General features: G+C 71.7%; 23 protein-coding genes and 2 pseudogenes. 13 read left to right on the top strand and 12 right to left on the bottom strand.

All coding sequences use genetic code 11. From position 1 onward, the window contains the following. Nucleotides 1-23 precede the first annotated feature (23 nt). Nucleotides 24-956, top strand: a complete 933-nt coding sequence (locus ACOBQB_RS35380) for a DUF4097 family beta strand repeat-containing protein (RefSeq protein WP_423597747.1) — start codon at nt 24-26, stop codon at nt 954-956. 1 nt (nt 957) lies between these two features. Continuing rightward, on the top strand, nt 958-2,082 hold the full coding sequence (locus tag ACOBQB_RS35375) for a helix-turn-helix transcriptional regulator (protein WP_423597745.1): 1,125 nt from the start codon (nt 958-960) through the stop codon (nt 2,080-2,082). Between the two features lie 73 nt (nt 2,083-2,155). Here ACOBQB_RS35375 and ACOBQB_RS35370 read toward each other — a convergent pair. The 4 genes and pseudogenes from ACOBQB_RS35370 to ACOBQB_RS35355 all read right to left on the bottom strand — a co-directional run bounded on the left by ACOBQB_RS35370 (nt 2,156) and on the right by ACOBQB_RS35355 (nt 5,332). Then, nucleotides 2,156-2,712: pseudogene (locus ACOBQB_RS35370) on the bottom strand (Clp protease N-terminal domain-containing protein). Then, nucleotides 2,712-2,921: a helix-turn-helix domain-containing protein gene (locus tag ACOBQB_RS35365; RefSeq protein ID WP_423597743.1), complete on the bottom strand. Its 210-nt coding sequence runs from the start codon at nt 2,919-2,921 to the stop codon at nt 2,712-2,714. Before ACOBQB_RS35365 ends, ACOBQB_RS35370 begins: the two are co-directional and overlap by 1 nt. A gap of 81 nt (nt 2,922-3,002) precedes the next feature. After that, nucleotides 3,003-3,964 (bottom strand): annotated as a pseudogene (locus tag ACOBQB_RS35360) (zinc-binding dehydrogenase). Nucleotides 3,965-4,108: 144 nt separating this feature from the next. Beyond that, complete coding sequence (locus tag ACOBQB_RS35355; RefSeq protein ID WP_423597741.1) at nt 4,109-5,332, bottom strand: NAD(P)-dependent malic enzyme; 1,224 nt, start codon at nt 5,330-5,332, stop codon at nt 4,109-4,111. A 541-nt stretch (nt 5,333-5,873) separates the two neighbouring features. Here ACOBQB_RS35355 and ACOBQB_RS35350 point away from each other — a divergent pair. Genes ACOBQB_RS35350 through ACOBQB_RS35340 form a run of 3 tightly spaced genes read left to right on the top strand, consistent with a single transcriptional unit; the run spans nt 5,874 to nt 8,569 of the window. Then, nucleotides 5,874-6,830 carry an ABC transporter substrate-binding protein gene (locus ACOBQB_RS35350; RefSeq protein ID WP_423597739.1) on the top strand — a complete coding sequence of 319 codons (957 nt, stop codon included), beginning with the start codon at nt 5,874-5,876 and terminating at the stop codon, nt 6,828-6,830. Between the two features lie 39 nt (nt 6,831-6,869). Continuing rightward, nucleotides 6,870-7,808, top strand: coding sequence for an amino acid ABC transporter permease (locus ACOBQB_RS35345; protein ID WP_423597737.1), 939 nt, complete (start codon nt 6,870-6,872; stop codon nt 7,806-7,808). After that, nucleotides 7,808-8,569 carry an amino acid ABC transporter ATP-binding protein gene (locus ACOBQB_RS35340; RefSeq protein WP_276573906.1) on the top strand — a complete coding sequence of 254 codons (762 nt, stop codon included), beginning with the start codon at nt 7,808-7,810 and terminating at the stop codon, nt 8,567-8,569. The genes ACOBQB_RS35345 and ACOBQB_RS35340 overlap by 1 nt, the downstream gene beginning before the upstream one ends. Before the next feature lie 150 nt (nt 8,570-8,719). On the opposite strand, the gene ACOBQB_RS35335 is transcribed toward ACOBQB_RS35340, so the two are convergent. Beyond that, nucleotides 8,720-9,505 (bottom strand): class I SAM-dependent methyltransferase, encoded by a 786-nt coding sequence (locus ACOBQB_RS35335; protein ID WP_423597734.1) that lies wholly within the window; start codon nt 9,503-9,505, stop codon nt 8,720-8,722. Nucleotides 9,506-9,596: 91 nt separating this feature from the next. On the opposite strand from ACOBQB_RS35335, the gene ACOBQB_RS35330 reads away from it, so the two are divergent. Further along, a complete protein-coding gene (locus tag ACOBQB_RS35330; RefSeq protein ID WP_423597732.1) occupies nt 9,597-10,247 on the top strand; it encodes a CGNR zinc finger domain-containing protein in 651 nt (216 codons plus the stop codon). Here ACOBQB_RS35330 and sodX read toward each other — a convergent pair. Next, complete coding sequence (gene sodX / locus ACOBQB_RS35325) at nt 10,130-10,564, bottom strand: nickel-type superoxide dismutase maturation protease (RefSeq protein WP_423598973.1); 435 nt, start codon at nt 10,562-10,564, stop codon at nt 10,130-10,132. The two genes, ACOBQB_RS35330 and sodX, sit on opposite strands and share 118 nt — an antisense overlap. A 145-nt stretch (nt 10,565-10,709) precedes the next feature. Between sodX and sodN the strand changes: the two genes are divergently transcribed. The 3 genes from sodN (at nt 10,710) to ACOBQB_RS35310 (ending at nt 12,685) form a co-directional block, all read left to right on the top strand. Next, complete coding sequence (gene sodN, locus ACOBQB_RS35320) at nt 10,710-11,105, top strand: superoxide dismutase, Ni (protein WP_205038491.1); 396 nt, start codon at nt 10,710-10,712, stop codon at nt 11,103-11,105. A gap of 292 nt (nt 11,106-11,397) precedes the next feature. Further along, nucleotides 11,398-12,396, top strand: a complete 999-nt coding sequence (locus ACOBQB_RS35315; RefSeq protein WP_423597730.1) for an L-histidine N(alpha)-methyltransferase — start codon at nt 11,398-11,400, stop codon at nt 12,394-12,396. A gap of 4 nt (nt 12,397-12,400) precedes the next feature. Beyond that, nucleotides 12,401-12,685, top strand: coding sequence for a hypothetical protein (locus tag ACOBQB_RS35310; RefSeq protein ID WP_423597728.1), 285 nt, complete (start codon nt 12,401-12,403; stop codon nt 12,683-12,685). 475 nt (nt 12,686-13,160) lie between these two features. On the opposite strand, the gene ACOBQB_RS35305 is transcribed toward ACOBQB_RS35310, so the two are convergent. The 3 genes from ACOBQB_RS35305 to ACOBQB_RS35295 all read right to left on the bottom strand — a co-directional run bounded on the left by ACOBQB_RS35305 (nt 13,161) and on the right by ACOBQB_RS35295 (nt 16,397). Continuing rightward, entirely contained in the window at nt 13,161-13,394 is a 234-nt protein-coding gene (locus ACOBQB_RS35305; RefSeq protein WP_423597726.1) for a hypothetical protein, read from the bottom strand. A gap of 67 nt (nt 13,395-13,461) precedes the next feature. Then, nucleotides 13,462-14,124 carry a response regulator gene (locus ACOBQB_RS35300; RefSeq protein ID WP_423597724.1) on the bottom strand — a complete coding sequence of 221 codons (663 nt, stop codon included), beginning with the start codon at nt 14,122-14,124 and terminating at the stop codon, nt 13,462-13,464. Beyond that, nucleotides 14,124-16,397, bottom strand: a complete 2,274-nt coding sequence (locus ACOBQB_RS35295) for a sensor histidine kinase (protein WP_423597722.1) — start codon at nt 16,395-16,397, stop codon at nt 14,124-14,126. Before ACOBQB_RS35295 ends, ACOBQB_RS35300 begins: the two co-directional genes overlap by 1 nt. A gap of 308 nt (nt 16,398-16,705) precedes the next feature. Here ACOBQB_RS35295 and ACOBQB_RS35290 point away from each other — a divergent pair, with 308 nt between their 5' ends. After that, nucleotides 16,706-17,656 (top strand): lysostaphin resistance A-like protein, encoded by a 951-nt coding sequence (locus tag ACOBQB_RS35290; RefSeq protein WP_423597720.1) that lies wholly within the window; start codon nt 16,706-16,708, stop codon nt 17,654-17,656. Between the two features lie 148 nt (nt 17,657-17,804). Further along, complete coding sequence (locus ACOBQB_RS35285; protein ID WP_423597719.1) at nt 17,805-19,919, top strand: GTP-binding protein; 2,115 nt, start codon at nt 17,805-17,807, stop codon at nt 19,917-19,919. 12 nt (nt 19,920-19,931) lie between these two features. On the opposite strand, the gene ACOBQB_RS35280 is transcribed toward ACOBQB_RS35285, so the two are convergent. Together ACOBQB_RS35280 and ACOBQB_RS35275 are read right to left on the bottom strand one after the other, a co-directional pair. After that, nucleotides 19,932-20,948 (bottom strand): sigma factor, encoded by a 1,017-nt coding sequence (locus ACOBQB_RS35280; protein ID WP_423597717.1) that lies wholly within the window; start codon nt 20,946-20,948, stop codon nt 19,932-19,934. 82 nt (nt 20,949-21,030) lie between these two features. Beyond that, on the bottom strand, nt 21,031-21,666 hold the full coding sequence (locus ACOBQB_RS35275; protein WP_423597715.1) for an HAD family hydrolase: 636 nt from the start codon (nt 21,664-21,666) through the stop codon (nt 21,031-21,033). Nucleotides 21,667-21,828: 162 nt separating this feature from the next. Here ACOBQB_RS35275 and ACOBQB_RS35270 point away from each other — a divergent pair, with 162 nt between their 5' ends. Both ACOBQB_RS35270 and ACOBQB_RS35265 read left to right on the top strand, forming a co-directional pair. Beyond that, complete coding sequence (locus tag ACOBQB_RS35270; RefSeq protein WP_423597713.1) at nt 21,829-22,803, top strand: ATP-binding cassette domain-containing protein; 975 nt, start codon at nt 21,829-21,831, stop codon at nt 22,801-22,803. After that, nucleotides 22,800-23,564 (top strand): ABC transporter permease, encoded by a 765-nt coding sequence (locus tag ACOBQB_RS35265; RefSeq protein ID WP_423597711.1) that lies wholly within the window; start codon nt 22,800-22,802, stop codon nt 23,562-23,564. The genes ACOBQB_RS35270 and ACOBQB_RS35265 overlap by 4 nt, the downstream gene beginning before the upstream one ends. 23 nt (nt 23,565-23,587) lie before the next feature. Here ACOBQB_RS35265 and ACOBQB_RS35260 read toward each other — a convergent pair whose 3' ends face one another. Continuing rightward, a complete protein-coding gene (locus tag ACOBQB_RS35260) occupies nt 23,588-26,776 on the bottom strand; it encodes a BTAD domain-containing putative transcriptional regulator (RefSeq protein WP_423597709.1) in 3,189 nt (1,062 codons plus the stop codon). Nucleotides 26,777-26,914: the final 138 nt, after the last annotated feature.

Here is a 26,914-nt window from a genome sequence, read left to right as displayed (position 1 = left end):
CGACCCGCCAAGGAGGTCAGCCCATGTCCGAGTGGTCCGTCGCCGAGCCCCGGAAGCTCACGTTCGACGCCCCGGTGGCGACCCTCCACGTGCGCCTCGTGGAGGGCATGGTGCATGTCATGGGCACCGAGGAGAGCTCAGCCCGCCTGGAGGTCTCCGAGGTCGAGGGCCCTCCCCTGACCGTCACCCACAAGGACGGCGCCCTGTGCGTCGCCTATGACGACCTGCCATGGAAGGGCTTCCTCAAGCTCAAGGGACTTACTCGCAAACGATGGCGGCGCAGCGCGGTGGTGTCCCTTGCCGTACCCGCGGGCACCCGCGTCGAGGTGGGTGCGATCGGCGCGGGCGCCCTGCTCTCCGGTATCGAGGGACCCGCGGAGGTGAGGAGCGTCTCCGGCGACACGACCCTGGTCGGTCTCCTGGGCCCGGCCCGCGTGGAGACGGTGTCAGGCAGCGTGGAAGCGCAGGGCGTCCGCGGCGACCTGGAGTTCCAGTCCGTCTCCGGGGACCTCACCATGGTCGAGACCGCGGGCTCATCCGTCCGGGCGGATTCGGTCAGCGGCGCGTTGATCGTGGACCTCGCGCCGGTGGGCACCGCGACTGACATCGCCCTGACGAACATCTCCGGCGAGATCGCGGTCCGCCTTCCGCACCTCGCGGACACCGAGGTGGAGGCGGACACCACGAGCGGCGCGGTGTCGAACGCCTTCGAGGAGCTGAGGGCCGGCGACGGTTCGCAGGCTTGGGGATGGGGCGCCAAGCGCGTCACGGGCCGGCTCGGCGCGGGCAGCGGAAGACTCCGGGCGACGACGGTGACCGGAGCCCTCGCGCTCCTGCGCAGGCCGCCGATGGAGGAAGATCCATACGACGAGGTCCGCCCGGACGTCGCCCCGTCGGACTCCCCTGACGTCACCCCTCCGCCGACCGCCGCCCCGACCGACAAGAAGGTGCTCTGAAATGCCCCCCGTGTTCGCCCACGGCCGCCTGCGCCTGTACCTGCTCAAGCTGCTCGACGAGGCCCCCCGCCACGGCTATGAAGTGATCCGCCTCCTCGAAGAGCGTTTCCAGGGTCTGTACGCCCCCTCGGCGGGCACGGTCTACCCGCGCCTGGCGAAGCTGGAGGCCGAGGGCCTGGTCACGCACATCACCGAGGGCGGCCGGAAGGTGTACGCCATCACGGACGCGGGCCGCGCCGAGCTGGCCGGCCGCAGCGGTGAGCTGGCCGACCTGGAGCTGGAGATCCGCGAGTCGGTCGCCGAGCTGGCCGCCGAGATCCACGAGGGCGTCCAGGGCGCGGTGGGCGATCTGCGGCGCGAGATGCGGGCCGCCGCCAAGGAGGCGCGCGCCTCGGGAGCCGCGGGCGCTGGCAAGGGCTTCCCCGACCCGACCGGCTTCCTCGACGGCGCCTGGGGCGACAAGGACGGCTGGCGGCAGGCGAAGGAGGACTTCAAGCGCGCCAAGCAGGAGTGGAAGGAGCAGGCGCGCCGCGCGAAGGACGAGAGCCGCCGGGCCCGCGAGGAGGCCACGCGCGCACGCCGCCAGGCCAAGGACGCCCAGGAAAGGGCGCGGGCCCTGGCCCATGAGGAGGTCCAGCGCATCGCCCAGCGCGTCCAGGAGCAGGTCCAGGACCACTTCGCGCGGGGCGACTGGCCGGCGGGCGTACAGGAAGGCCTGGCCGAACTGGCCAAGGGGTTCGGCGAGTTCGGCATGGACTTCGGCAAGCGCTTCTCACGCCCGGCCCCTGGGGCCGAGCCGGACACCGAGCCGGACACCGGAGCAGACGCTAGGTCGAACACCGAGCCGAATACCGGGCCGGACGCCGAGCGCGGCTCCGCGTCCGGCCCCAACTTCAGCGCGGCCCCCGAGGACTTGGTCGTGGCCTACATGCCCGACTGGGCGCGGGAGGACTCGACCGGAAATCCGGCCCGCGACCTCGACCGCCTGCTGGACCGCTTCCGCGACGACGTCCGTGACGCCGCCCGTGACCACGGCGTCACGGAGGACCAACTGCGGGACGCCAGGCGCCACTTGTCGACAGCGGCCGCACATATCGCGGCAACCCTGCGCCCACCGAAGGCCTGACAGCCCGCCAGGGAGGCAGCGAGCCGAACCCACCACCCACCTCACCACCCACCCCGTCGCCCACCCCGTCACCTCACCCCAACACCCGATCCACCGCCGCATGGGTGACCCCATGATCCGCGAGCACCTCGGCGACGACTCCCGGGCGGGCGGTGAGGGCGAGCAGGATGTGCTCGTCACCGATGCGGCGGTCACGGCGGGCCGTGGCGATGCGCAGGGACTTCTCCAGGCTTCCTTGGCCTCGCGGGAGAAGGGCACCCGGCCGAGTCGGCCCCGCCCGCCCGCGCCCTGCTTCCCCCGGGCGCGGGCACCGTCCAGCGCACCCTCCCCGTGGCTCTCCTCGACGCGGGAGACGATCGCGGCCATGTCGATACCGAGCTCCGCCAGCGCGTCCGTGTCGGCCTGCGACAGGCCCCCTCGGCGCCGCGCCCCGCTCAGCGCCTCCTCGATGGAGTCCCGTTGGCGCGCGGCCCCGAGTGCGGCAAGGACGAAGGACGCCCGGCTCGCCTCGCGGTCGAGCAGCGCGAGCAGCATGTGCCCGTCGTCCACCGACGCGGCGCTCCCCCGCCCGGCGTGCTCGACCGCGCCCAGCACCACCGCGCGGGCATCCTTGGTGAACCGCTCGAACATCACTGCCTCCCGTACTTCTTGTGCACGGCCTGCCTGCTCACTCCGAGCTCCGCGGCGATCTCCTGCCACGACCACCCGTGCCGGCGCGCACTGCGCACCTGCACGGCCTCCAGCCGCTCCACCAGCTTCCGCAGCGCGGAGACGGCACGCAGCCCGACCCGCGGGTCCTGATCGCCCGCCCGCTCGGCGAGATCCGTAGCTTCGGTCATACATGTCAACTTACGTTGACAGGGCCCCTCCGTCAACCACAGTTGACAGAAGGGCTCCGGGAAGGCGTTGGCGGCGGCCGCTCAGACCTCCAGCACGATCTTGCCGAACTGGTCCCCGGACTCCATCCGCTCGAAGCCCTCCCGCGCCCGGCCCAGCGGCAGGACCTCGTCGATGACGGGCCGTACTCCCGTGGCGGCGCAGAAGGCGAGCAGGTCCTCCAGCTCGTCCTTGGTCCCCATCGTCGAGCCGACGACCTTCAGCTCCAGGAAGAAGATCCGGGTCAGCTCGGCGTGCGAGGGGCGATCGCCGCTGGTCGCCCCGGAGATCACCACGGTGCCGCCCGGCTTCAGCGACTTGACCGAGTGCGACCAGGTCGCCGCGCCCACCGTCTCGATGACGGCGTCGACCCGCTGCGGCAGCCTGGCGCCCGACTCGACCGCCTCCACCGCCCCGAGCTCCAGCGCCCGCTTCCGCTTGGCCTCGTCACGGCTGGTGGCGAAGACCCGCAGGCCCGCCGCCTTGCCGAGCACGATCGCGGCCGTGGCGACGCCGCCGCCCGCGCCCTGCACGAGGACCGAATCCCGGGGCGCACCCCGGCGTTGGTGAAGAGCATGCGGTACGCGGTCAGCCACGCGGTCGGCAGGCAGGCCGCCTCGGCGAAGGACAGCTCCTTCGGCTTGGGCAGCACGTTCCAGGTGGGGACGGCGACCTGCTCGGCGAAGGTGCCCTGGTACTTCTCCGTGAGGATGGAGCGGCCCTCGCGGGGCCCGACCCCGTGCCCGGACTGCCCGATGACGGAGTGCAGGACGACTTCGTTGCCGTCCTCGTCGATCCCGGCCGCGTCACAGCCGAGGATCATCGGCAACTTGTCCTCGTCGAGGCCGACCCCGCGCAGCGACCACAGGTCGTGGTGGTTCAAGGAGGCGGCTCTGACGTTCACGGTCGACCAGCCGGGGCGCGCCTCGGGGGCGGGACGCTCCCCCAACTCAAGGGCGGCGAGCGGCTGGTCACGGTCGATACGGGCGGCGTATGCAGCGAACATGCCGCCGACCATAGGCCGCCGCCGGGCCGTGGCGGAACCACGTACGACTGTGAGCGGAACCACGTACGACTGTGACACGAGCCGCGCCCCCTGCCGTACGCGAGGTGCGGCAGGGGGCGCGGTGTGTCAGTGCCGGGCGGGCGGTCAGCTGCGGGCGACGCCCTCCGCGCGGGCGGCGGCGGCGACCGCGGCCGTCACGGCCGGGGCGACGCGCTCGTCGAACGGCGACGGGATCACGTACTCGGCGGACAGCTCGTCCCCGACGACGTCCGCGAGGGCGTCGGCGGCGGCGATCTTCATGCCCTCGGTGATCTGCGAGGCGCGCACCTGGAGGGCGCCGGCGAAGATGCCGGGGAAGGCCAGCACGTTGTTGATCTGGTTCGGGTAGTCCGACCGTCCGGTCGCCACCACGGCCGCGTACTTGTGCGCGATGTCCGGGTGGACCTCGGGGTTCGGGTTGGCCATGGCGAACACGAAGGAGTTCGGCGCCATGGAGGCGACGGCCGGCTCCGGCACGGTGCCGCCCGAGACGCCGATGAAGACATCGGCGCCGGCGAGCGCGGACTCCAGCGACCCGCTCAGCCCCGCCTTGTTCGTCAGCTCGGCGAGCTCACGCTTGACCGGCGTGAGGTCGTCCCGGTCCCGGCTCACGACGCCCTTGCGGTCCGCGACCGCCACGTCACCGAGCCCGGCCTCCAGCAGGAACTTGGCGATGGCGACACCGGCGGCACCGGCGCCGGAGATCACGGCGCGCAGATCGCCGAGCGTGCGCCCGGTGAGCTTCGCCGCGTTGCGCAGCGCCGCGAGCGTCACGACGGCCGTGCCGTGCTGGTCGTCGTGGAAGACCGGGATGTCCAGCCGCTCCTGGAGCTTGCGCTCGATCTCGAAGCACCGGGGCGCCGAGATGTCCTCCAGGTTGACGCCGCCGAAGGACGGGGCGAGCCGCACCACGGTCTCGACGATCTCGTCGGCGTCGGTCGTCGCGAGCGCGATCGGCACCGCGTCGACGCCGCCGAACTGCTTGAACAGGATGGCCTTGCCCTCCATGACGGGGAGCGAGGCCTCGGGGCCGATGTCCCCGAGCCCGAGCACGGCCGTGCCGTCGGTCACGACGGCGACGACGTTCGACTTCCACGTGTAGTCGTGGACGAGCTCCGGCCGCTCCGCGATCGCGGAGCACACTTTCGCGACGCCGGGCGTGTACGCGAGGGACAGGTCGTCCTTGTCGCGGACCGGCACGGTGGCCTGCACGGCCATCTTGCCGCCGCGATGCAGCGCAAACGCCGGATCGAAGGGCTCGGCCGCACCGGCGGAGCCCTCGTGATCCGTACTGCTGTCGCTGCGAGGATTGACGATCTCCGCTGCCACTTGTCTGACCCCTTAAGTCTTAATCATTCGTTGAGGGTGTCCACTCCTGGTTGAGAAGTGGGCGGGCACCGCGTCCGTTCCCCGCCTGTCGGCGGAGGGAGGTACGGACACGCGGGCGCGCCGCACACGCGCCCTGAGCCCCGGATGAGGGGTGTAGCCCACCTTTCTACCCGAAGGCGGTGGGCCCGGGCGAGTGACATTGGTTGCAGTACGCGCCAGAAAGGGGGGTGCCGGGTCCGCGCCGGGGTAGAGGCGCGCCTCCGCGGGCCACGAGACGTGCGGCGGCCCGGCCGCACCCGGAGTCCACATGTCGAGATACGCGGGATATCACTCGGTTAACGGTGATTCGCACCGCGCCCCATACGCCCGCGCTGTACCGGGCCGTCAGCATTCGAGGCTGGCCCGTTATCCGATTTTGACATCTCCGGCACCCAGAATCGGACGGTCCGAATGGCAAGATGCCGTCATCACACGAGGTCGCGACACCCGAAGGTGTGTGCACGACTCATCGGCAACTCCCTCATCCGCCGGAGGACCCACCATGACCGCAAGCTCCATTTGTCGTAGGACCGCGAATAAGTCCGCGAAGTCCCGGATTGCCGCGGTCGGCGCGATCACGGTCGCCGGTGCGCTGCTGCTCTCCGGCTGTGGCGACCAGACCAACGACAAGGAGAGCAACGCGGTCGTCGACGCGCCGCTCGCCGACAAGCTGCCCAAGGACATCCGCGACAAGGGCGTCATCGAGGTCGGGTCCGACATCAACTACCCGCCGGTGGAGTTCAAGGACAAGTCCGGCAACACCGTGGGCATCGACCCGGACCTGGGCGAGGCGATGGGCAAGCAGCTCGGCGTGAGGTTCGAGTTCGAGAACGGCACCTTCGACACCCTCCTCGGCGGTCTGCGCTCCAAGCGGTACCAGATCGCGATGTCGGCCATGACGGACACCAAGAACCGTCAGGAGGGCATCGACGAGGAGACCGGCAAGAAGGTCGGCGACGGCGTCGATTTTGTCGACTACTTCACCGCCGGCGTCTCGATCTACACCAGGAAGGGCGACGACCAGGGCATCAAGACCTGGGCCGACCTCTGCGGCAAGGAGATCGTCCTCCAGCGCGGCACCGTCTCGCACGACCTGGCCAAGGCCGAGTCGAAGAAGTGCAAGGGCGGCAAGAAGATCTCCATCGAGCAGTACGACAACGATCAGCAGGCCCAGACCCGACTGCGCTCCGGCGGCGCCGACGCGGGTTCGTCCGACTTCCCGGTGGCCGCGTACGCGGTGAAGACCTCGGGTGGCGGCAAGGACTTCGAGTTGGTCGGCGAGCAGGTGGAGGCGGCGCCGTACGGCATCGCGGTCTCCAAGAAGAACCCCGAGCTGCGCGACGCGATCAAGGCCGCGCTCGACGCGATCATCGCCAACGGCGACTACGAAAAGATCATCAAGAAGTGGGGCGTCGAGGACGGCGCGGTCAAGGAAGCCAAGATCAACGGCGGCAAGTGACCGCGTCCCCCTCTCCCCAGTCGCTGAAAGGCCACGCACGTGACCACCGACATCTCCAAGAAGGGCCCCGAGGACGACGTCCCGAAGGCGCGGCAGGCGGAGGCCATCAAGGCCATCCCCGTGCGGCACTTCGGCCGCTACATCGCCGCGGTCCTCGCGATCGGCGTCCTCGCCGCCATCGTCTACGCCTTCTCCCAGGGCGACATCAACTGGGGCGCGATCCCCGACAACTTCTTCGACGAGCGCATCCTCAAGGGCGTCCGCGAGACCCTGGTCCTCACCTTCCTCTCGATGCTCATCGGCGTCGTGGGTGGCGTGATCCTTTCGGTGATGCGCCTGTCGAAGAACCCGGTGACCTCCTCGATCGCCTGGTTCTACATCTGGTTCTTCCGCGGTACGCCGGTCCTGGTCCAGCTCTTCGTCTGGTTCAACCTCGGCTTCGTGTTCGACTACATCAACCTCGGTCCTGTCTACAAGGACGAGTGGTCGGACTTCATGACGCCGTTCCTGACGGCGCTGCTCGGCCTCGGCCTCAACGAGGCCGCGTACATGGCGGAGATCTGCCGCGCCGGTCTGCTCTCGGTCGACGAGGGCCAGACCGAGGCCTCGCACGCCCTCGGCATGAGCCACAACAAGACGCTGCGCCGCGTGGTGCTGCCGCAGGCGATGCGCGTCGTGGTGCCGCCGACGGGCAACGAGTTCATCAACATGCTGAAGACGACGTCGCTGGTCGCGGCCGTCCAGTACTACGAGCTCCTCAAGTACGCCCAGGACATCGGCACCTCGTCGGGCGCGACGGTGGAGACGCTGCTGCTCGCCGCCTGCTGGTACCTGATCATGACGTCGATCCTCAGCGTCGGGCAGTTCTACCTGGAGCGGTACTACGCCCGTGGCTCGTCCCGCACCTTGCCGGACACCCCGTACCAGAAGATCAAGGCCAACCTGTTGTCGCTGGGCAACCGCTCGGGAGTGCGCTGATGACCGCCATGGTGAAGGCCGAGGGCGTCCACAAGTCCTTCGGTCACGTAGAGGTTCTGAAGGGCATCGACCTGGAGGTCAAGGGGGGTGAGGTCTTCTGCCTCATCGGCCCGTCCGGCTCCGGCAAGTCGACGTTCCTGCGCTGCATCAACCACCTGGAGAAGATCAACGCCGGACGGCTGTACGTCGACGGGGAACTGGTCGGCTACCGGCAGAAGGGGGACAAGCTGTACGAGCTGAAGGACAGCGAAGTCGCCCTCAAGCGCCGTGACATCGGCATGGTCTTCCAGCGCTTCAACCTCTTCCCGCACATGACGGCGCTGGAGAACGTCATGGAGGCGCCGGTCCAGGTCAAGGGCATCGCCAAGAGCGAGGCCAGGGAGCGTGCCGGGCAGCTGCTCGAACGCGTCGGCCTGGCCGACAAGGCGGGCAACTACCCCTCGCAGCTCTCCGGCGGCCAGCAGCAGCGCGTGGCGATCGCCCGCGCGCTGGCGATGGACCCGAAGCTGATGCTGTTCGACGAGCCGACGTCGGCGCTCGACCCGGAGCTGGTCGGCGACGTCCTCGACGTCATGCGCGACCTCGCGGAGTCCGGCATGACGATGGTCGTCGTCACGCACGAGATGGGCTTCGCCCGCGAGGTCGGCGACAGCCTCGTCTTCATGGACGGCGGCGTGGTCGTGGAGTCGGGCAACCCGCGCGACGTCCTGACGAACCCGCAGCAGGAACGGACGCAGTCCTTCCTGTCGAAGGTGCTGTAGCGCTCCGCTGGGTCGAACGGTTGCCGAAGGGGTCGGTACGCATCGCGTACCGACCCCTTCGGCATGCTCCGAGGGGCGCGGGACTGTGACATATGCGGCTCCGCCGCGCGGGCGCGACAAGCCGCCACCGGGCCCACAGCCGAAGTCCCGCTACTTGAGACCAAGAACCACCGCGTCCGACGGCGACGCCCACACGGCACGGGCCTCGGAGAACCCCGCCTCACGCAACGTACGGGCATGCCACTCCACAGACGGCATGTCCCCGTCCGCGTGATCGCCGTAGATCTCGAACCGCTTGGCGGTGGGCTCGGCAAGGACCGGATCCTGGGCGGCGAGCTGCCACCACTCCTTCCAGTCGAGGACACCCTCGGCCTTGGCCCGGTCCATCCGCCGATGGCGCAAGGCACTCTCGGCGGCGTTCAGCCGCGGGGTGGCCGGGTCCGGCATGTGATCGGCGTTCATGAAGACGCCACCGTCCCGGACGAGCCCGGCGACCTGCCCGTACAAAGTGGCGAGCGGCTCGCTGAACAGCCAGTGCAACGCCGTCGCGGTGAGCACGGCGTCGTACGAGTCGTGCGGCAGCGCGGCGACCCAGTCGGGGTCCTTCAGGTCGGCGGTGACGAAGCTGACCCGGTCGTCGCCCGCGAACGTGCCCTCGGCGATGGTCAGCAGCGCGGGGTCGAGGTCGACGCCGACGCTCGTCGCGTCCGGGAACCTCTTGAGCAGCCGGTCCGTAATACTTCCCGTACCGCACGCCAGATCCAGCACGCGCGGCGCGGGGCCGACCACGGCCTCGACCATGTCGAGCATGATCCGGAACCGCTCCTCGCGGTCGGGCAGGTACCACTGCTGCTGCCGGTCCCAGCTGTCCTGCCAGGCGCGCCAGTCGGTGCCGCGCCCGGCCGCTGTCTCGGCTCCGGTCCCCGTCTCCGTCATCAGAACCCCTCCACTCCGTAATACCCTGGTACCGCAGTCGGCTATTACCGGCCGATGAGATGACCCTAGCCCGCCCTCGTAAGGACTACAAGTGGAACTGGCCTATTACTCGGACTACGCCGTACGCCTGGTCAACAGCGAGGAGCCGGGCCGCAACAAGGACACGCTGACCTCGGTCGAAGCGATCCGGGAGCTGTTCGGGCCGAGCACGCAGATGGCCCGCCGCGCCACGGACTCCGACGTCACCCGCTTCCGGTCCGTACGGGGCAGGCTCCGGGCGGTCTTCGAGGCGGCGGACGGCGGCGACGAGACGCTCGCGGTCGACCTGCTGAACTCACTGCTCCTGGAGTTCCCGGTGAGCCCGCAGATCTCGGGCCACGACCACCGGGACGACGACGGGCGCCCGCTGTGGCACATGCACCTGGCGGACCACCCCTCGAACGCCACCGCGGGGTACGCCGCGATCGCCGCGATGGGCCTCGCCTTCCACCTCACCGAGCACGGCGTGGACCGCCTCGGGCTCTGCGAGGCGGCGCCGTGCCGCAACGCCTACCTCGACACGTCGACCAACCGCTCCCGGCGCTACTGCTCGGACCGCTGCGCGACCCGTGCCAACGTCGCCGCCTACCGCGCCCGCAAGCGCCTGGAGACGGAGCGCTCGGCGAGCACCGGCCGCACGGCGGAGACCGCCCAGCGCGCCAGCTCCAGCGGCGAGCGCCGCCCGGACGCGGGCGGCCGGTAGCGGAACCGCACCCTCCCCAGGACGAGCTCCTCGGGGACGACCCCGTAGTCCGTACTGTCCCCACCGGCGAACGCGTTGTCGCCGAGCACCCACCAGCCGCCCCCGCGCCGCTCCTTGGCGCGCTTGACGACCAACAGGTCCTGCTGGAACGGATGGCGCAGGATCACCACGTCCCCCGGGCGGACCCGCCCGCCCCACCGGACGAGCAGCCGGTCCCCGTGATGCAGCGTGGGCACCATCGAAGGACCCGTCACCTCCGCCGCGCCCCACGGCAGGACGGCCCTTCCGCGCTCGCTCTCCTGCGACAGCTCCGGCATCACCGGCACCTCCCCGGTCCTATCCTCCACCAGTCCCAGTCTGACCCTGGACTTTTGTCCTAAGCCCATGGGGGCACTCGCGAAAACCGGCCTCTCACGGAGTAATGTCCCCCCTTGAGAAGACGATCACGAGGAGGACAGCTCCATGCTTTCCCGCCTGTTTGCCCCCAAGGTAAAGGTCAGCGCCCACTGCGACCTGCCCTGCGGCGTGTACGACCCGGCCCAGGCCCGCATCGAGGCGGAGTCCGTCAAGGCCGTGCAGGAGAAGATGGCCGGCAACGACGACGCCCACTACCAGGCGCGTGCCACGGTCATCAAGGAGCAGCGCGCCGAGCTCGCCAAGCACCACGTGTCGGTGCTCTGGAGCGACTACTTCAAGCCCCCGCACTTCGAGAAGTACCCGGAGCTGCACCAGCTGGTCAACGACACCCTGAAGGCCCTCTCGGCCGCCAAGGCGTCGACGGACCCGGCCACGGGCCAGAAGGCGCTGGACTACATCGCCCAGATCGACAAGATCTTCTGGGAGACGAAGAAGGCTTGATCCCAGCCTAGGCCGCCTGACCTGCGCTTTCGCGGGTCTGGCTGCCTACCTGTCTGTCCGCACCCGGTCCGCAGGCCGCCGAGAACGGCGTCCATGACGGCCCGGGTGCGGTCTTCTTCGCCCGGCCACAGAGGCGGGTAGATCCGCGGTGTGATGACGGCAGCGGCATCGCCGACGCCCTCACCCACGCCGGGGCGATGGCCCTCGCCAGCCACCCGTCCCGACGAGCGACGCCAAAGAAGCGGTGATAGGAAAGATCAGGGGCTACGCGGCGCGAGCACAGGAGTGACGCATGGCCACGCACGCTTCCGAGTCCGATGTCATCGAGGTTGTCCTCGCGCCGAACCACCACTCCGTTGGCGGTGCGGAGCAAGAACTGCGGGCCGGCCTCGCAGAACGACCTCGGCGGATCCCGCACCGATACGGGTACGACGCCGCGGGCTCGGAGCTGTTCGAGGAGATCACCCGCCTGCCTGCCTACTACCCTCCCCGTTCGGAGCGCAGGCTGCTGCGGGACCACGCGGAGGAGATGGCGTGCCTGGCGGGCGTCGCGGAGCTCGTGGACCTCGGCGCCGGCAGCGCGGAGAAGTCGGAGATCCTCCTGTCAGCCATGGACACGCACGGCCTTCTTCGCGCGTACACGGCGATCGACGTGAGTCCCGAACCGATGAAGACCGCAGCCCGTCGTATCGCGGCCCGGTGGCCGAAAGCCCGCGTCACCGCGGTACACGGCGATTTCACCGCTGCTCTGCCCTGGCTCCAGGGCCGCGGGCACGGCCGTCTCATGGCAATGTTCGGCGGGACGTTCGACTGTCTGACGCCCCCCGAGCGTTCCCGCTTCCTCCAGGCCCTGCGAACCTGCTGCGGCCCGCTCGACCACGTACTCCTCTGCGTAGATCTGTGCCAGCCCCTTGAAGCCGTGCGCCAGGCATACCAGGCCGGCTTCACCGGGGAGCGGCCGGTCCGCCGGATGTTCGCTCTCAACACCCTGGCCCATCTCAACAGCGCGTACGGCGCCGACTTCGATCCCGCTTCCTTCGAGCCAACCGTCGTCTACGACGTCCCGCGCAGGCAAGTCCAGGGCCAGCTCCGCAGCACCACCCGGCAGCGCGTGATCCTCCAACAGCTCGGCGTGACACTCGACTTCACCGAGGACGAGACGTTCCTCCACGACGTGATCCAGAAATTCGAGCTGCACGAGCTCGTACAACATCTGGCCTCCTTCGGGTTCCAGTGCCGCCGACACTGGGTGGAGGCCGAATTCCAGTGCGCCGCCCTCCTGCTGAACTGAGGCGGTGACACGCGACTCCATGCGCCCCGCGGCGTACGAGGCGCTGGCGCTTGTGCCCGGCGTCAAGACGATCCCGGGAGTGAAGGACTCCGCCGGGCGGACCGGGGTGGGGATCGCCCATACCGAGCGCGGGTCATACGAAGGCAAGTATCTGATCTTCGACCCGGCGTCGTTTGCATTCCTGGGCTTCCGGGACGAGCGGATCTCGGCTTCCGGGAAGAAGAAGTACGTCCAGCTGTCGCACGTAGTGGACTGGGGGGTCGTCGACCGGGTGAAGCAGCGCCCGTAGGCCGTTATCCCGGGGCCGGGACCCGCAGGGCCGTCGGCACCGGCAGATGGTCGCCGGCGGCCCTGAGGTCTGCCCCCGGGAGGTCAGGGGGGATGCCGCAGCCGCAGACCTCGCCGCCCGGCGTCGCGAACGCCGCGTCGTAGGGCGGTCCGGGGTAGGGCGGCGAGGCCACACCCTGCGCACCAGTAGGCGCCGTGGCTTCGGCACCTGCTTGATGTCCGCGCGGTTGCCCGACGCGAACACCGAGAGAGTTCCCCTCACGCGAGCACCGTCAGAGTTCCCATCAACGAACCGGCCGCCCACGATCTGATCGCGGGGGCAATCTTCTCGGTCGCCGCGTCGATGTCCGGACGGACGTTGTACGGCTTCGCGCAGCTTGCTGCGAGCCCAGTGCAGCACGGCCGCAGTCGGCACACCGTCCGCAGGGCACCCGATCCCGACCGTCGCACCCCATCGCCAGCTGTCAGTTCTTCGATCATGCCTGGTGACCGTGGCCCGGTCGGCGCCCGGAGCCGCGTCGGTGCCACCACACCAGTGCCGGTGCGGTGACGGCCAGGGCGAAGAGGACGGCCGCGGTGACCAGGTGGGGCACCGCCCGGCCCTGCGTCAGCGCGTAGAGCCCGCAGGCCGCGCCACCCAAGGCGACGCCCAGGGCGGGCGGTCGGCGGTCGGCGGTCAGACCGGTGCAACGACCATCTGCGCGACCCACGCCCGTCCACCATCGCCCCACTCCATGCCGGCGCATCGCCGTGATCGTAGGCCGACGGAGGCGATCGTCACCGATGCCGTGCGGCTGCTCGCCGGGGGCGGGCCAGGCCCAGGTCGTACGCGAGGATCGTGGCCTGGACGCGGTCGCGCAGACCCAACTTGCCGAGCAGGGCGTTGACATGGGACTTCACCGTGCCCGTGGTCACGCCGAGGGTGTCGGCGATCTCCGCGTTGGTGTGACCCGCCGCCACCAGGGTCAGCACCTCGCGTTCGCGGGGCGTGAGTGAGGTGAGGAGTTCGGGGTCCGGGGCGGGGGCCGTGTCGGCGAAGGCGTCGATCAGGCGGCGGGTGACGGTGGGCGCGAGCATGGCCTCGCCCGAGGCCACGACCCGAATGCCGGCGAGGAGCTCCTCGGGCAGCGCGTCCTTGAGGAGGAAGCCGGAGGCCCCGGCGCGCAAGGCGTCATGGACGTACGCGTCCTGGTCGAAGGTGGTCAGGACGAGGACACGCGGCACCGCCACCCCCGGCTCCGCGGTGAGCAGGCGGGTCGCCGTCAGGCCGTCCATGCCCGGCATGCGGATGTCCATGAGGACGACGTCCGGGGAGAGTTCACGGGCCAGCCGCACGGCCTGAGCACCGTCCTGCGCCTCCGCCACGACGTGCAGGTCCGGTTCCGCGTCGACGATCGCCGCGAAACCGGCACGGACCACGGCCTGATCGTCGACGACCATCACTCGGACGACTCCCTCACCGCGCACCTCGCCGGCTCCGCCGTCGGCGTTCTCGGCGTTCTCGGCGTTCCCGGTGTTCCCGGTGTTCCCGGTGTTCCCGGTGTTCCCGGTGTTCCCGGTGTTCCCGGTGTTCCCGATGGCGATGGGGGTACCTCCCTGGGGCTCTCGGCCGCCGTACGGATATAGGCCTTCGTAGGGATGTGGGGTGTCATAGCAACGTCGGGCCTTGTTGCGACGCCGCGTCTCGCAGAGGCGTCGAGGGGCGGCGCCGCGGCACCAGACGGCGCCTCCGGCATGCGCGCCCCGCGGGCGTTGCCCGGGGCCGTTGCCTCCCGCAGGGTCGCCAGTAGGTCCCGCATGGCTGAAAGGCCCGACCTCGCCTCGTCCGCCACGCCCTTGAGGTCGCCCGCCTCGGCCCGCGCCACCACCCCGCCCGCGTGCCGTACGACCTCGCCGCGCAGCTCCGTGGCGATACGGCGGCGCTCCTCGTACGCCTCGAAGACCGCCGAGCGGACCGTCTCGGTGAGCGCGTGGTCCTCGATCGCCCTGATGCGTTCGCGTCGGGAACGGACCAGCGCGCCGATGGCCCAGGGCACCGCCAGGGGGAACAGGAACAGCACCCCGAGCACGCACGCCAGGAACGCGAGCAGACCGGCGCCGCCGCCCTGTTCGAGTTCCGCCATACCGTCGGCCACCGCCAGCGCGAGCGACGACAGGGACAGCCCGCCCGCCCCCACCACCACGGCGGTCCAGGTGCCCCGCGCCGGCCCCGCGAAGGCGCCTACGGCGTGCACGGCCACGCACTCCGCCACTCCCCCGGCCACCGCCAGGCAGAGCCCCACCGCGGGCGAGACGACCCCGAAGGCGACCCCGAGCGGCGTGAACCAGGCCGTGGCCAGGACCGCGCACAGCGCCGCCCAGGGCGCCCGGCGCCGCCACAGCAGCGGCAGCGCGTGGACGACGGCGGGCGCGCAGGCCAGGGCCGTGTCACCGGGGCTCTCCGCGAGGACGGCGAAGACCGGTAGCGAGGCGACGGCGAGCACGGTCGCCCCGTCCGCCGGATCGAGGCCGCGCAGGGCCCGGTGGCGCGCGGCGTGGTGGCGCGGCGGGGCCGCGGTGTGCGGCAGCCGTGCCCGCACCGACCAGCCGGGGCCGTCGGCGCGCGGCCCCGCCTCCAGGGTGCCGTCGAGCGCGGCGGCGCGCTCCCGCATGCCCGCGGCGCCCCGGCCCGACCCCAGCCGCTGCCGGGGCCCGGAGGCGGACGCGTCGGACGGGGCGCCCGCGGCCGCCCCGTCGTCCTCGACCGTGAGGTCCACCGCGCCATCACGTTCGAAGACGCCGATCCGTACGCGTACCGCGGCCCCGGGGGCGTAGCGCAGGGCGTTGGTGAGGGCCTCGCGGACGATGCCGAAGGCCGCGTCGGCGGCCGGGCCGGTCAGGGCCGCGAGGTCCGGTGTCACGTCGACGGCGGGGCGCAGGCCCAGGCGGGCGAAGCCGTCGGCCAGTTCACCCACGCGCTCCTGGATGCCGCTCTCCTCGTCGGCCGCGGAGCTCCGCATCACGGCGACGAGACGGTGCAGCGCCGCCAGCGTCTCGCGGCCGCTGTCCGCCGCGAACGCGAGGGCCTGTGCCGACAGTTCCGGCCTGCGGCCGCCGAGCCGCAGCGCCGCGTCCGCCGTGACGACGACGGAGGTGAGGTGGTGGGCGCTGACGTCGTGCAGTTCGCGGGCGAGGCGCAGGCGTTCGGTTCCGGCGGCGCGGCTCCGTTCGGCCTCCGCCCGCGCCAGGTCCCGTGCGGCGGCCCGGCGTCCGGCGAGCCAGCGGCGGCGGCTGCGACCGAGGCCCAGGACGGTCAGGAAGAGCGCGCAGTTGATGAGGGTCTCGCCGCCGACCTCGGCCACGGAGTGGTAGAGCACCGCCGCGCGGACCGCCTCCGCGACGACCAGAACGGCCCCTAGCAGGGCGGCCGTCCGCATCGGTCGGCGCACCACCACGGAGTACAGGGTCACCGGCACGGCCAGCGAGTGCAGCAGCGTCGCGTCCTCGGGCAGAAGCAGCCCGCCCACCAGGCCCGCCTCGACGACGATCGCGGCGACCACCGGCCGGCTTCGGCGCACGCCGAGCCCCGCGGTGACGGCGACCGCGACGATCAGCGCCCCCGTGAGCTGCGCGGCGCCGGTCTGGTCCCCGTCCCGCAGCGCGCGTCCCGGCCAGTAGGCCAGCTGCTGGACCGCCAGCAAGGCGGGCAGCAGCCAGTTCCGTATCCCCTCCATATGGGCTCCGATGATACGGAGGGGCGGTACCGCGACGGCCTGCGCCCGGGCCCGGCGGGGGCGCGGCTCGACCCGGCTCTATCCCAGGGTGGAGAGCGTGATCCTGCCGGCGGCCGACGTCCTGGCCCTCCTCTGCCGGAATGCTGAGGTGCATGACCGATACGCCGCCGCCCTTCCCGGCCGGGCCTTCCCCCGATCCGTTCGCACCGCCCCCGTCGCCCCCGCACGCGTACCCCCACTTCACACCGCCCCCGTCCCCGCACGCTTACCCCCAGTTCGCCCCGTACCCCGGCCCCCACCACCCCCCGATGGCTCCCCCGCCCCTCCCCTACCACCGCCTCGCGCTGATCACCGGACGTCACCGCTGGTGGCGCCCCCTCGCGGGCACCGCCCTGGTGCTGGCCGGTGGCGTCGCCGTCATGCTGCTCGTCCTGCTCGGCAGTCAGGTGACGGGAGCGCTGCTCGACCGGCCGGTGGACGCGGACGGGTTCCGGGTGTGGGGCGGCATCGGGGAGACAGGCCTTGCCCTGCTCTCCCTCGCGCTGCTGCTGCCCGTCGTGCTGCTCGCCGCCCGCTGGGCGCAGCGGCGCCCGGCCGGGACGGTGTCGTCGGTCGTCGGGCGGCTGCGGTGGGCCTGGCTCGGGCGGTGCGTGGCGATGGGGCTGCCCCTGATCGCGGGTGCGTTCGGGGTCATGATGCTGCTGCCCTCCCCGGCGGGCGACGGCACGGACGACATGCGGTGGATCGGACTCCCCGACTTCCTGGTCGGCCTCGCGATGGTGTGCGTTCTGGTGCCGTTGCAGGCGGCGGCCGAGGAGTACGTGTTCCGGGGCTGGCTCACCCAGGCGGTCGGCGCGTGGCTCCGCTCCCCGTGGGTGGCGGTCCTGCCCCAGGCACCGCTGTTCGCCGCGGCCCACGGCTGGGGCACGCCGTGGGGGTTCGCGGACCTGGTGGTGTTCGGGCTGGTCGCGGGCCTGCTGACGGTGCGTACGGGCGGCCTTGAGGCGGCCATCGGGCTGCACTTGCTCAACAACTTGCTGGCCATGGGGGTTTCGGCCGCGATCGTCGGCGCGCTCGCCTCCGAGGAGACGGCCGCCGACATGGACTGGATGTCGGTCTGCGTCGACGTCGTGATGCTCTGCGGGTACGCGGCGCTGGTGCTCCGGATGGCGGGGCGCCGAGGGATCGAAGCGGTCGGTACGGGGCGCTGGGCCGGGGCCAGGGTGGGAGTCGGGGCCGGATTCGGCCGAATGGGTTAATCACTTGCCGCCTGTGACGGCCCCCTGCTGCACTGGCGAGAGCCGGCCGGAGAGAGACCGGCGCAGTCGACGAAGGAGCAGCAAATGCGGCGTTCGCGCATGTCCCGCCCCGAGGAAAGTCACCTCTCTTCAAAGGACATGACGGTACGTGCGTTCTCCTGCTCCACACACCCTGAACCTGGGCATCCTCGCCCACATCGACGCCGGTAAGACCAGCCTGACCGAGCGGCTCCTGCACGCCGCCGGGGTCATCGACGAGATCGGCCGCGTCGACGACGGGAACACGTGGACCTACTCGCTCGCTCTGGAGCGGCAGCGCGGCATCACGATCAAATCCGCGGTCGTCTCCTTCACCATCGAGGCCCCGCACGCCATCGAGGCCCCGAACACCGTCAAGGCCCCGGAGGGCTCCGGCGAGGGCGTCACGGTCAACCTCATCGACACCCCCGGTCACCCGGACTTCATCGCCGAGGTGGAGCGGGTCCTGAGCGTGCTCGACGGCGCCGTGCTCGTGGTCTCCGCGGTGGAGGGCGTGCAGGCGCAGACCCGCGTCCTGTTGCGCACCCTGCGGCGGCTGCGCGTCCCCACCCTGATCTTCGTGAACAAGACGGACCGCAGCGGCGCCCGGTACGACGGCGTCCTGAAGCACATCGCCGAGCGGCTCACCCCCGACATCGTTCCGATGGGCACGGTCACGGACATCGGCACACGCAAGGCGCACTTCACCCCCTTCAGCTCGGACGGCGCCGAGGGCAGCGGGTTCCCCGCCCGGCTGACCGAACTGCTCGCCGGGCACGACGACGCGCTGCTCACGGCGTACGTGGACGACGCCTCGTCCCTCTCCTACGACCGCCTGCGCGCCGAACTGGCCCGGCAGACCGGGCAGGCCGTGGTGCACCCCGTCTACTTCGGTTCGGCGGTGACGGGCGCGGGGGTGAGGGAACTGGTGGACGGGATCCGTGAGTTGCTGCCCTCGGCCGCCGGGCGCGCCGAAGGCCCGCTCTCCGGGAGCGTGTTCAAGGTCGAGCGCGGGAGCGCCGGGGAGAAGATCGCGTACGTACGCGTGTTCTCGGGGACCATCCGCACGCGTGACCGCGTCGGCATCACGGGCGTCACAGACGGCACGGCGGGTGGCGGGGCCGACGGCCGCCGCGAAAGCAAGGTCACCGCCGTCAGCGTCTTCGACCAGGGCACGGACGTGCGCCGCGCCGAGGTCCGCGCGGGGCGGATCGGCAGGCTCTGGGGGCTGGGCGACGTCAGGATCGGCGACGTGATCGGCGTACCGACCAAGGGCGCGGCCCTCGGTGGCCGGTTCTTCGCGCCGCCCACCCTGGAGACGGTCGTGACCCCGCTGCGCCCCGCCGACCGGGGCGCCCTGCACGTCGCGCTCACGCAGCTCGCCGAGCAGGACCCGCTGATCGACCTGCGGCAGGACACCGTCCGCCAGGAAGTGTCGGTGTCGCTCTACGGAGAGGTGCAGAAGGAGGTCATCCAGGCGACGCTCGCCGAGGACTTCGGTCTGGGCGTCTCCTTCCGCGAGACGACGACGATCTGCGTGGAGCGGGTCGTCGGCACGGGCGAGGCGTTCGAGATCGGCGACAAGGAGCCCAACCCGTTCCTCGCCACGGTCGGGTTGCGCGTCGAGCCCGCGCCGGTCGGGGCGGGGGTGACGTTCCGGCTCGGCGTCGAGCTCGGTTCGATGCCGTACGCGTTCTTCCGTGCCGTCGAGGAGACCGTCCGGGAGACGCTGCATCAGGGTTTGTATGGCTGGCGCGTCCCCGACTGCGCGGTCACGATGACGCGCGCCGGTTACTGGCCGCGCCAGAGCCACGCGCACGGCACCTTCGACAAGAGCATGTCGAGCACCGCCGGGGACTTCCGCAACCTGACGCCGCTGGTCCTGATGGACGCGCTGCGCCAGGCGGGCACGGTGGTGCACCAGCCGATGCACCGCTTCCGGCTCGACGTGCCCGCCGACACGGTCGGGGCGGTGCAGCCCGCCCTCGCCCGGCTGCGGGCGGTACCGCACACCCAGGCGACGAGCGGAGCCTCGTACCGCCTGGAAGGTGACATCCCCGCGCGGCACGTGCACGCGCTGGAGCAGCTGCTGCCGGGACTCACGCGCGGCGAGGGCGAGTCGGAGTCCGCCTTCGACCACTACGAACCGGTGCGCGGCCCGGCCCCGACGCGTGAGCGGACCGACCACGATCCGCTCCACCGCAAGGAGTACCTCCTGCGGGTGGTGCGCAGGACGCCCGCCTGAGGGGCCGGAGGCTCAGGCGTCGAGCGGCGGGAACGGCGGAAGCGGCGGGAGCCGCAGGTTCCGCAGCCGCTCCGGGTCGGCGATGATGTTGATCTCCACGATCTTGCCGTCGACGACGGTGAAGGAGCCGAGGGAGAACACGTCGCCGCCCGGGGCCGCGACCAGTCCGGGCAGGCCGTTGACGAGCACGACGTGCTGATGCACGGCCAGCCGGGCGAACATCGCCGCCTGTGCGGCCACCGTCGCCGCGCCCCGCACCAGCTTCGACAGGCCCGAGGACAGCTCGCCGGTGTCCGAGCGCAACACGACGTCGGGGTCGAGGAGTTCGAGCAGCGCGTCGAAGTCGCCCGCCTTCGTGGCGGCCGTCCAGGCCTCGACGACCTCGCGCTGCTTGGCGACGTCCCTCTCGTGGGCCGGCGCCGAGCCCTGCACGCGGCGGCGGGCCCGGCTGGCCAGCTGCCGGGTCGCGGCGGGCGTGCGCTCCACGATGAGCGCGATCTCGTCGAACGGCACGGCGAACATGTCGTGCAGCACGAACGCGAGCCGCTCCGCGGGCGCGAGGGTCTCCAGTACGACGAGCAGCGCGAGGCCCACCGAGTCGGCGCGCAGCGCCTCCTGTTCGGGATCTACCACGTCCGCGCGGCTGACGACCGGGTCCGGCACGTGCGTCTCCAGGGAGACGTCCAGGGACTCTTCGCGCCGCGACTGCCGCGAGCGCAACAGGTCCAGGCAGACCCGGCCGACGACGGTCGTCAGCCAGGCGCCGAGGTTGCGCACCTCGCCCGCGCCCTCACCGGTCCCCGACGCCGCTGCGCCTGCCGCTGCATCCGCGCCTGCGGCTGCGGTCGCTGTCGCGGCTGCGGCTGCGGCTGCGTTCTGGGTGCGGCTGAGCCGGAACCACGCCTCCTGGACCGCGTCCTCCGACTCGCTGAGCGATCCGAGCATGCGGTACGCGACCGCGTTCAGCCGGGGCCTGTGCTCCTCGAAACGCGCGGCCAGGCCGGCCTCGGCCGATACGTTGACGTCCACTGCGCTTCTCCCGTTCCCCGTCCCTCACGTCCACGTGCGCCCACGTGGTGCTGGGGAGAACAGTAGTGAACGTTCCAGAGCGTCACAGAAGCGGTGTCAACGCCGCCCGCAGGTCGGCCGGTTCGCGGTAGAGCAGGCCGGTCATCCCCAGCGCCTCGGCCGCCGTGACGTTCTCCTCGCGGTCGTCCACGAACAGGCAGCGGCCGGGGGCGACTCCGGCCCGTTCCGCCGCCACTTCGTAGATGCGGCGGTCGGGCTTGGTGACGCCGAGGTCGGCGCTGCTGATCACGGCGTCGAAGACACCGTCGCCCGGGCCGCCGGCGAGGCCGAGCAGCGCCAGGTCGTCGGCCAGCCAGGGCGTCGCGTTCGTCACCAGCAGGACCGGCAGCCCGGCCGCGCGGACCTGCCGGAGCAGCCCGACCACCGCGTCGTCCGCCCGGAACTTGGTCTCCGCCAGCGTCGTCCCGAGCACGCGTCCCCGATCCCACGGGACCCGGTCGGCGAGGCCACGGGCGATGGAGTCGATCCACTGCTCCTTGGTGATCTCGCCGCGCATGAGCGGCAGATCCGTCTCGGGCGCGAAGGCTATCTCGGCGGTGCTGCCTCGTGGCAGCCCGCTCTCGGCTTCCAATTGCTCCAGCTGCTCCATGTCGTAGAAGCGGATCACGCCGTCGAGGTCACTCAGTACGGCGTCGAACGCGCGGCCGGAGGTCGTCATCGTCCGTGTCTATCACGCGTGCTCGAAGCCGGGGCGGGGCGGTCAGGCGGGGCGGTGGGACGCGGTGCCGGTGCCTGCGTCTCGCCGCCCGTGTCAGTCCCCCCGGTTCCCGTGTCAGGGGTGTGACAGGGGGCTGACAGGGCCGGTGGCGAAGGTAGCGGCATGAAGAGATCAGCCATTGCAGTTTCAGGGCTCCGCAAGGCGTACGCCGACAGGGCCGTGCTCGACGGCATCGACTTCGAGGTCGCCTCGGGCTCGGTCTTCTCCCTGCTCGGTCCGAACGGCGCGGGCAAGACGACCACGGTGAACATCCTGACGACGTTGCTGAGGGCCGACGCCGGGACGGCACGCGTCGCCGGTCACGACGTGGCGTCCGAGACCAAGGAGGTGCGCTCGGTCATCGGCGTGACCGGCCAGTTCGCCGCGGTGGACGACCTGCTGTCGGGGCGGGAGAACCTGCGGATGATGGCGGACCTGAAGCGCGTGCGCTCCGCCGGCCACGTGGTCGCGCAGCTGCTCGACCGGTTCGACCTGGTGGAGTCGGCGGACAAGCTGGCCGCGACCTACTCCGGCGGCATGCGCCGGAAGCTGGACCTGGCGATGACGCTGGTCGGCAAGCCGCGGATCCTCTTCCTCGACGAGCCGACGACCGGCCTGGACCCGCGCAGCAGGCGCACCATGTGGGGCATCGTCCGCGAGTTGGTGGCCGAGGGCACCACCATCTTCCTCACCACCCAGTATCTGGAGGAAGCCGACCAGCTCGCCGACCGGATCGCGGTGCTCAACGAAGGCCGCCTGGTGGCCCAGGGCACGCCCGAAGAGCTCAAGCGCCAGATCCCCGGCACCCACGTCCGGCTCCGCTTCACCGACCTCCAGGAACTCGACGCGGCGGCGCGGGTCCTCACCACCTCCACCCGGGACGACGAGGAGCTGACCCTGCGCGTGCCCAGCGACGGTGCGTCGCGGTCGCTGCGGGCCCTGCTCACCCGGCTCGACGAACACGGGCTCGACGCCGCGGAGTTCTCCGTGCACACCCCCGACCTCGACGACGTGTTCCTCGCCCTGACCGAGCACACCACCACCGCCCACTCCGCCACCACCACCCACGCCACCACCGAGGGGACGATCAACCGATGAGCGCCGTCGCGACCACCCTGACCGATTCGGCGATCATGCTGCGCCGCAATGTGAAGCACACCCTGCGCAACCCCACCACGGTGTTCAACGCGATCCTGTTCCCGATCGTGATGATGCTCCTGTTCGTCAAGGTCTTCGGCGGCGCGTTCGACGTCGGCGGCGCCGCCTACATCGACTACGCGACCCCCGGTCTCCTCGTGATGGCCATCAGCTACGGCCTCGGAGCCACCTCGGCGGCCGTGAACTCCGACATGTCGAAGGGCATCATCAACCGGCTCAAGACCATGGACGTCTCCCGCGGCGCCGTGCTGAACGGCCACGTCGTCGTCACCACGGTGCGCTGCCTGGTGGGCTGCGCGGCCATCATCGGGGTGGCCTTCGCGATGGGGTTCGACCCGGCCGCGAGCGCCCTCGACTGGCTCGGCGTGCTCGGTCTGGTCCTGCTGCTCAGCTTCGCCGCCGCCTGGCTCACCGTCGCCCTGGGGCTCGCCGCGAAGACTCCGGAGACCGCGGGCCTCGGCACCGTACCGCTGATCATGCTGCCGTTCCTGAGCAGCGCCTTCGTACCCGCGGACACGATGGGCACCGGTGTGCGGCAGTTCGTGGAGTACCAGCCCTTCACGCCGATCATCGAGACGCTGCGCGGGCTGCTGCTGGGCGGCCTGTCGCGGGGCGACGCGATCGCCGCCGTCGCCTGGTGCGTCGGGATCGCCGCCCTCGGGTACGTGTGGTCTGTCTCCACGTTCAAGAAGCGGGCATGACCTCGGCAGGCTCACCGCCACCCTCACGAGGCGAGCGCGACCTTGACCAGCTCGGACCAGTCGGCCTCCGCTCCCTCCCGGGCCACCTCGGCGTACCGCGCGTCACCGAGGCGGTGCCGCACGGCCCGCTCGATGCGGACCACATCCGGGTGGGAGTGGTCCCGCAGCCCCCGCACGGCCTGGCCGGCCGCCAGCAGCCGCGCGGCCTGCTCGTACTCATCACGGCGCAGTGCCAGATCCGCGACTCCTACGAGCACGTGGGCGGTCCCCAGCGCGTGCCCCGCCTCGGCCGCCGCCTCGCAGGCCGCCGCGCGGTGCGCACGGGCCTCACCGAGGTCGTCGGTGAGGTAGCCGAGGAAGTCGTGCCGCGCCGCGCGGATCTGCGCCCACTCCGCCTCCTCGCCCAACAGGGCGGTCGCCACACCGACCTGCCGGCGGGCCTCCTCGGTGTTGCCGGCCCACCGGGCGAGCCCCGCCTTCGCGAAGGCCAGCTCGGCCAGCGCGTCCGGCCAGCTGACCCGCTCCGCGTGCCTCTCCGCCTCGGCGAGGGCCGCCGCGCAGGCGTCCTTGTCACCGAGGAGCCAGTGCAGCTGCGCCTGCCGCGCCCGCATCTGGATGAGGTCCTCGGTGGCACCGACCTCGGCGACGGCTGTGATCGCCTCCTCCAGGTACGCGCACGCGGCGGCGAACTCCCCGCGCACCGCGAACCGCTCCGCCAGCTCCGTCAGGGCGAACGAGATCCCGAACCGCTCACCGAGCGCCTGGAACTCGGCGAGCGCCCCCTCCAGGTAGGCGTCCGCGGCCGCGGCTTCCGCCCCGCCCAGGCCGAGATGGACCCGCATCTTGCCCAGGTGCAGCCGGGCCAGCGCGCGCACCCAGGGGTCCTCGTCGTCGAGCAGCGGTTCGAACGCCGTCAGGGCCGCGTCGGGCCCGTCGAGCAGCCGGACCATCGCCGTGATGAGCCCCATCAGCGGGTTGCGGCCCCGGCTCCGCCGGCCGAACCGGTCCGCCTCGCGGATCCACTTCTCCGCCTGCTGCTCATCGGCCCGCCCGGAGCTGACGAAGAGCACGACCAGCGCGTATGCCATGGCCCGCGCCTCGTCGGTCACCTCGCCCGGAACCCTCGTCGCCGCGGTGATCAGCTCGATGCCCTCGGCCCTGCGCCCGCTGAGCCACCAGTACCACCCCGCGCCCCCCGCGAGCCTCATGGCCTCCTGCGCCTCACCCGCCGCGAGGGCACCGCGCATCGCCGCGCTGATGTTGTCGTGCTCGGCCTCCAGCCTGGCCAGCCAGTCGAGCTGCTCCGCGCGGCGCAGGTGCGGCTCCGCCGCCTCGGTGAGTTCGGTGAAGTAGGCCAAATGCGCCTGGCGCACCTGACCGGCCTCCCCCGCCTCCGCCAGCCGCTGCGCGGCGTACTCCTTGATCGTGCCCATCATGCGGTAGCGCGGGGTGCCGTCGCCCTCGGCCCGCAGCAGGGACTTCTCGGTCAGCGCGGTGAGCAGTTCGAGCACCTGCTCCTGTTCGACGGCGTCGTCGGCCTCGTCCGCGCCGTCGGAATCCTCGGCATAGCCCGCGCAGACCCGCTCGGCCGCCTCCAGGCTCGCCCCGCCGGAGAACACCGAGAGCCTGCGCAGGACCGTCCGCTCGGCATCGCTGAGCAGCTCCCAGCTCCAGTCGACCGCCGCGCGCAGCGTCTTGTGGCGCGGCAGCGCGGTCCGGCTGCCGCCCGTCAGCAGGCGGAACCGGTCGTCGAGCCGCGTGGCGAGCTGGTCGACGGACATGGTGCGCAGCCGTGCCGCGGCCAGTTCGATCGCCAGCGGCATCCCGTCCAGCGCCCGGCAGACCCGCGCCATCGTCGCCAGTGTGCGGGCGTCGACCGCGAGGTCCCGGCGCACCGCCTCGGCCCGGTCCCGCAGCAGCCGGACGGCGGGCGAGGACTCGATCGCCCCCAGGTCCGCGTCCCCGGCGGGCAGGGCCAGCGGTTCCACGGGCCACAGCGCCTCCCCGGTGATCCCGAGCGGCTCCCGGCTGGTCGCGAGAATCCGCAGCCGCCGGCACTCCCCGAGCACCCGGTGGGCGAAGACCGCGGCGGACTGGATCACGTGCTCGCAGTTGTCCAGGATCAGCAGCGTCTCGCGCTCGCGGATGGCGGCGATGAGCCGGTCCGTCGGCTCCGCGTTCGGGGCACCGCCGAGCAGGGTCTCCCGCAGGCCCAGCCCGGCGAGCGCCGCGTGCGCCACGTCGTCGTCGGCTCCTATGCCGGCGAGTTCCACCAGCCAGGCCCCGTCCGGCAGGTCGCCGAGGAGCGTGCGCGCGGTCTCCGTGGCCAGCCTGGTCTTGCCCGAGCCGCCCGGTCCGATCACGGTGGTGAGCCGGTGCTCGGCGACCAGCCCGCGGACCGCGGCGACATCGGCGTCCTTGCCCACGAAGGTGGTCAGCTCGGCGCGAAGGTTGGTGCTGCGGCCCGTCTCCCGCTGCCCCAACTCGCCGCGCAGCAGGGCGACGTGGAGCGCGGAAAGCTCCGGCGAGGGGTCGACGCCCAGCGCGTCGGCCAGGGTCTCCCTGGCCCGCTCGTAGACCAGCAGCGCCTCACTGTCGCGGCCGGCGGCGACGAGGGCGCGCATCAGCGCGGCGGCGAGGCGCTCCCGCATGGGGTGCGCGGCCACCAGGTCGGTCAGCTCCGTGACCACCTCCGCGCCACGCCCGAGGGTGACCTCCGCGTCGAACCGCTCCTCGGTGGCGGTCAGACGCAGCCCGTCGAGCCGGGCGAGCGCGGCGTCGTACGCACCGCTCTCCTGCAGACCGACGTCCTGCATGGCCGCGCCGCGCCACAGCTCAAGGGCCTCACGCAGCGACCGCACCCGTCCGGAGGCACCCCCGGCGAGGTCCTGGCCCGCGGTGACGAGACGTTCGAACCGCACGGCGTCGACGGCGTCGGGCTCCACCGTCAGCCGGTAGCCGTCCGGCCGCCCCTCGATCGTCCCGTCCGGCAGCACCTTCCTCAGCCGGGAGACCAGGCGCTGCAGGGCGTTCGTCGCGTCGGCAGGCGGCTGCTCGCCCCAGATCCAGTCGACGAGCGACGCCTTCGGGACCGCGTGCCCCGCCCTGAGCGCGAGGGCGACGAGCAGCCCGCGCAGCCGCGCCCCCGGTACGTCGACCAAGTTGCCGTCATCCGTGCGCACTTCGAGGGGACCGAGCACCCTGATCTGCATCCACCGATTTTGCCACGACACCCGGCGGTCACCATCGGCCGCTGCGGATCACGGTCGAAGCGGGGCGGCGTAGCCGTGACGCAGACGCGGGCCGGCCAGCCCCCGCTCCCTGGCTCCCGCCTCACTTCTCCCCCTCGC

It is taken from the genome of Streptomyces sp. G5(2025), from assembly GCF_049542075.1.
Taxonomy (GTDB): Bacteria; Actinomycetota; Actinomycetes; order Streptomycetales; family Streptomycetaceae; genus Streptomyces.
Note: the sequence above shows the minus strand (reverse complement) of the source record. Positions and strands in the feature narration are given on the sequence as shown.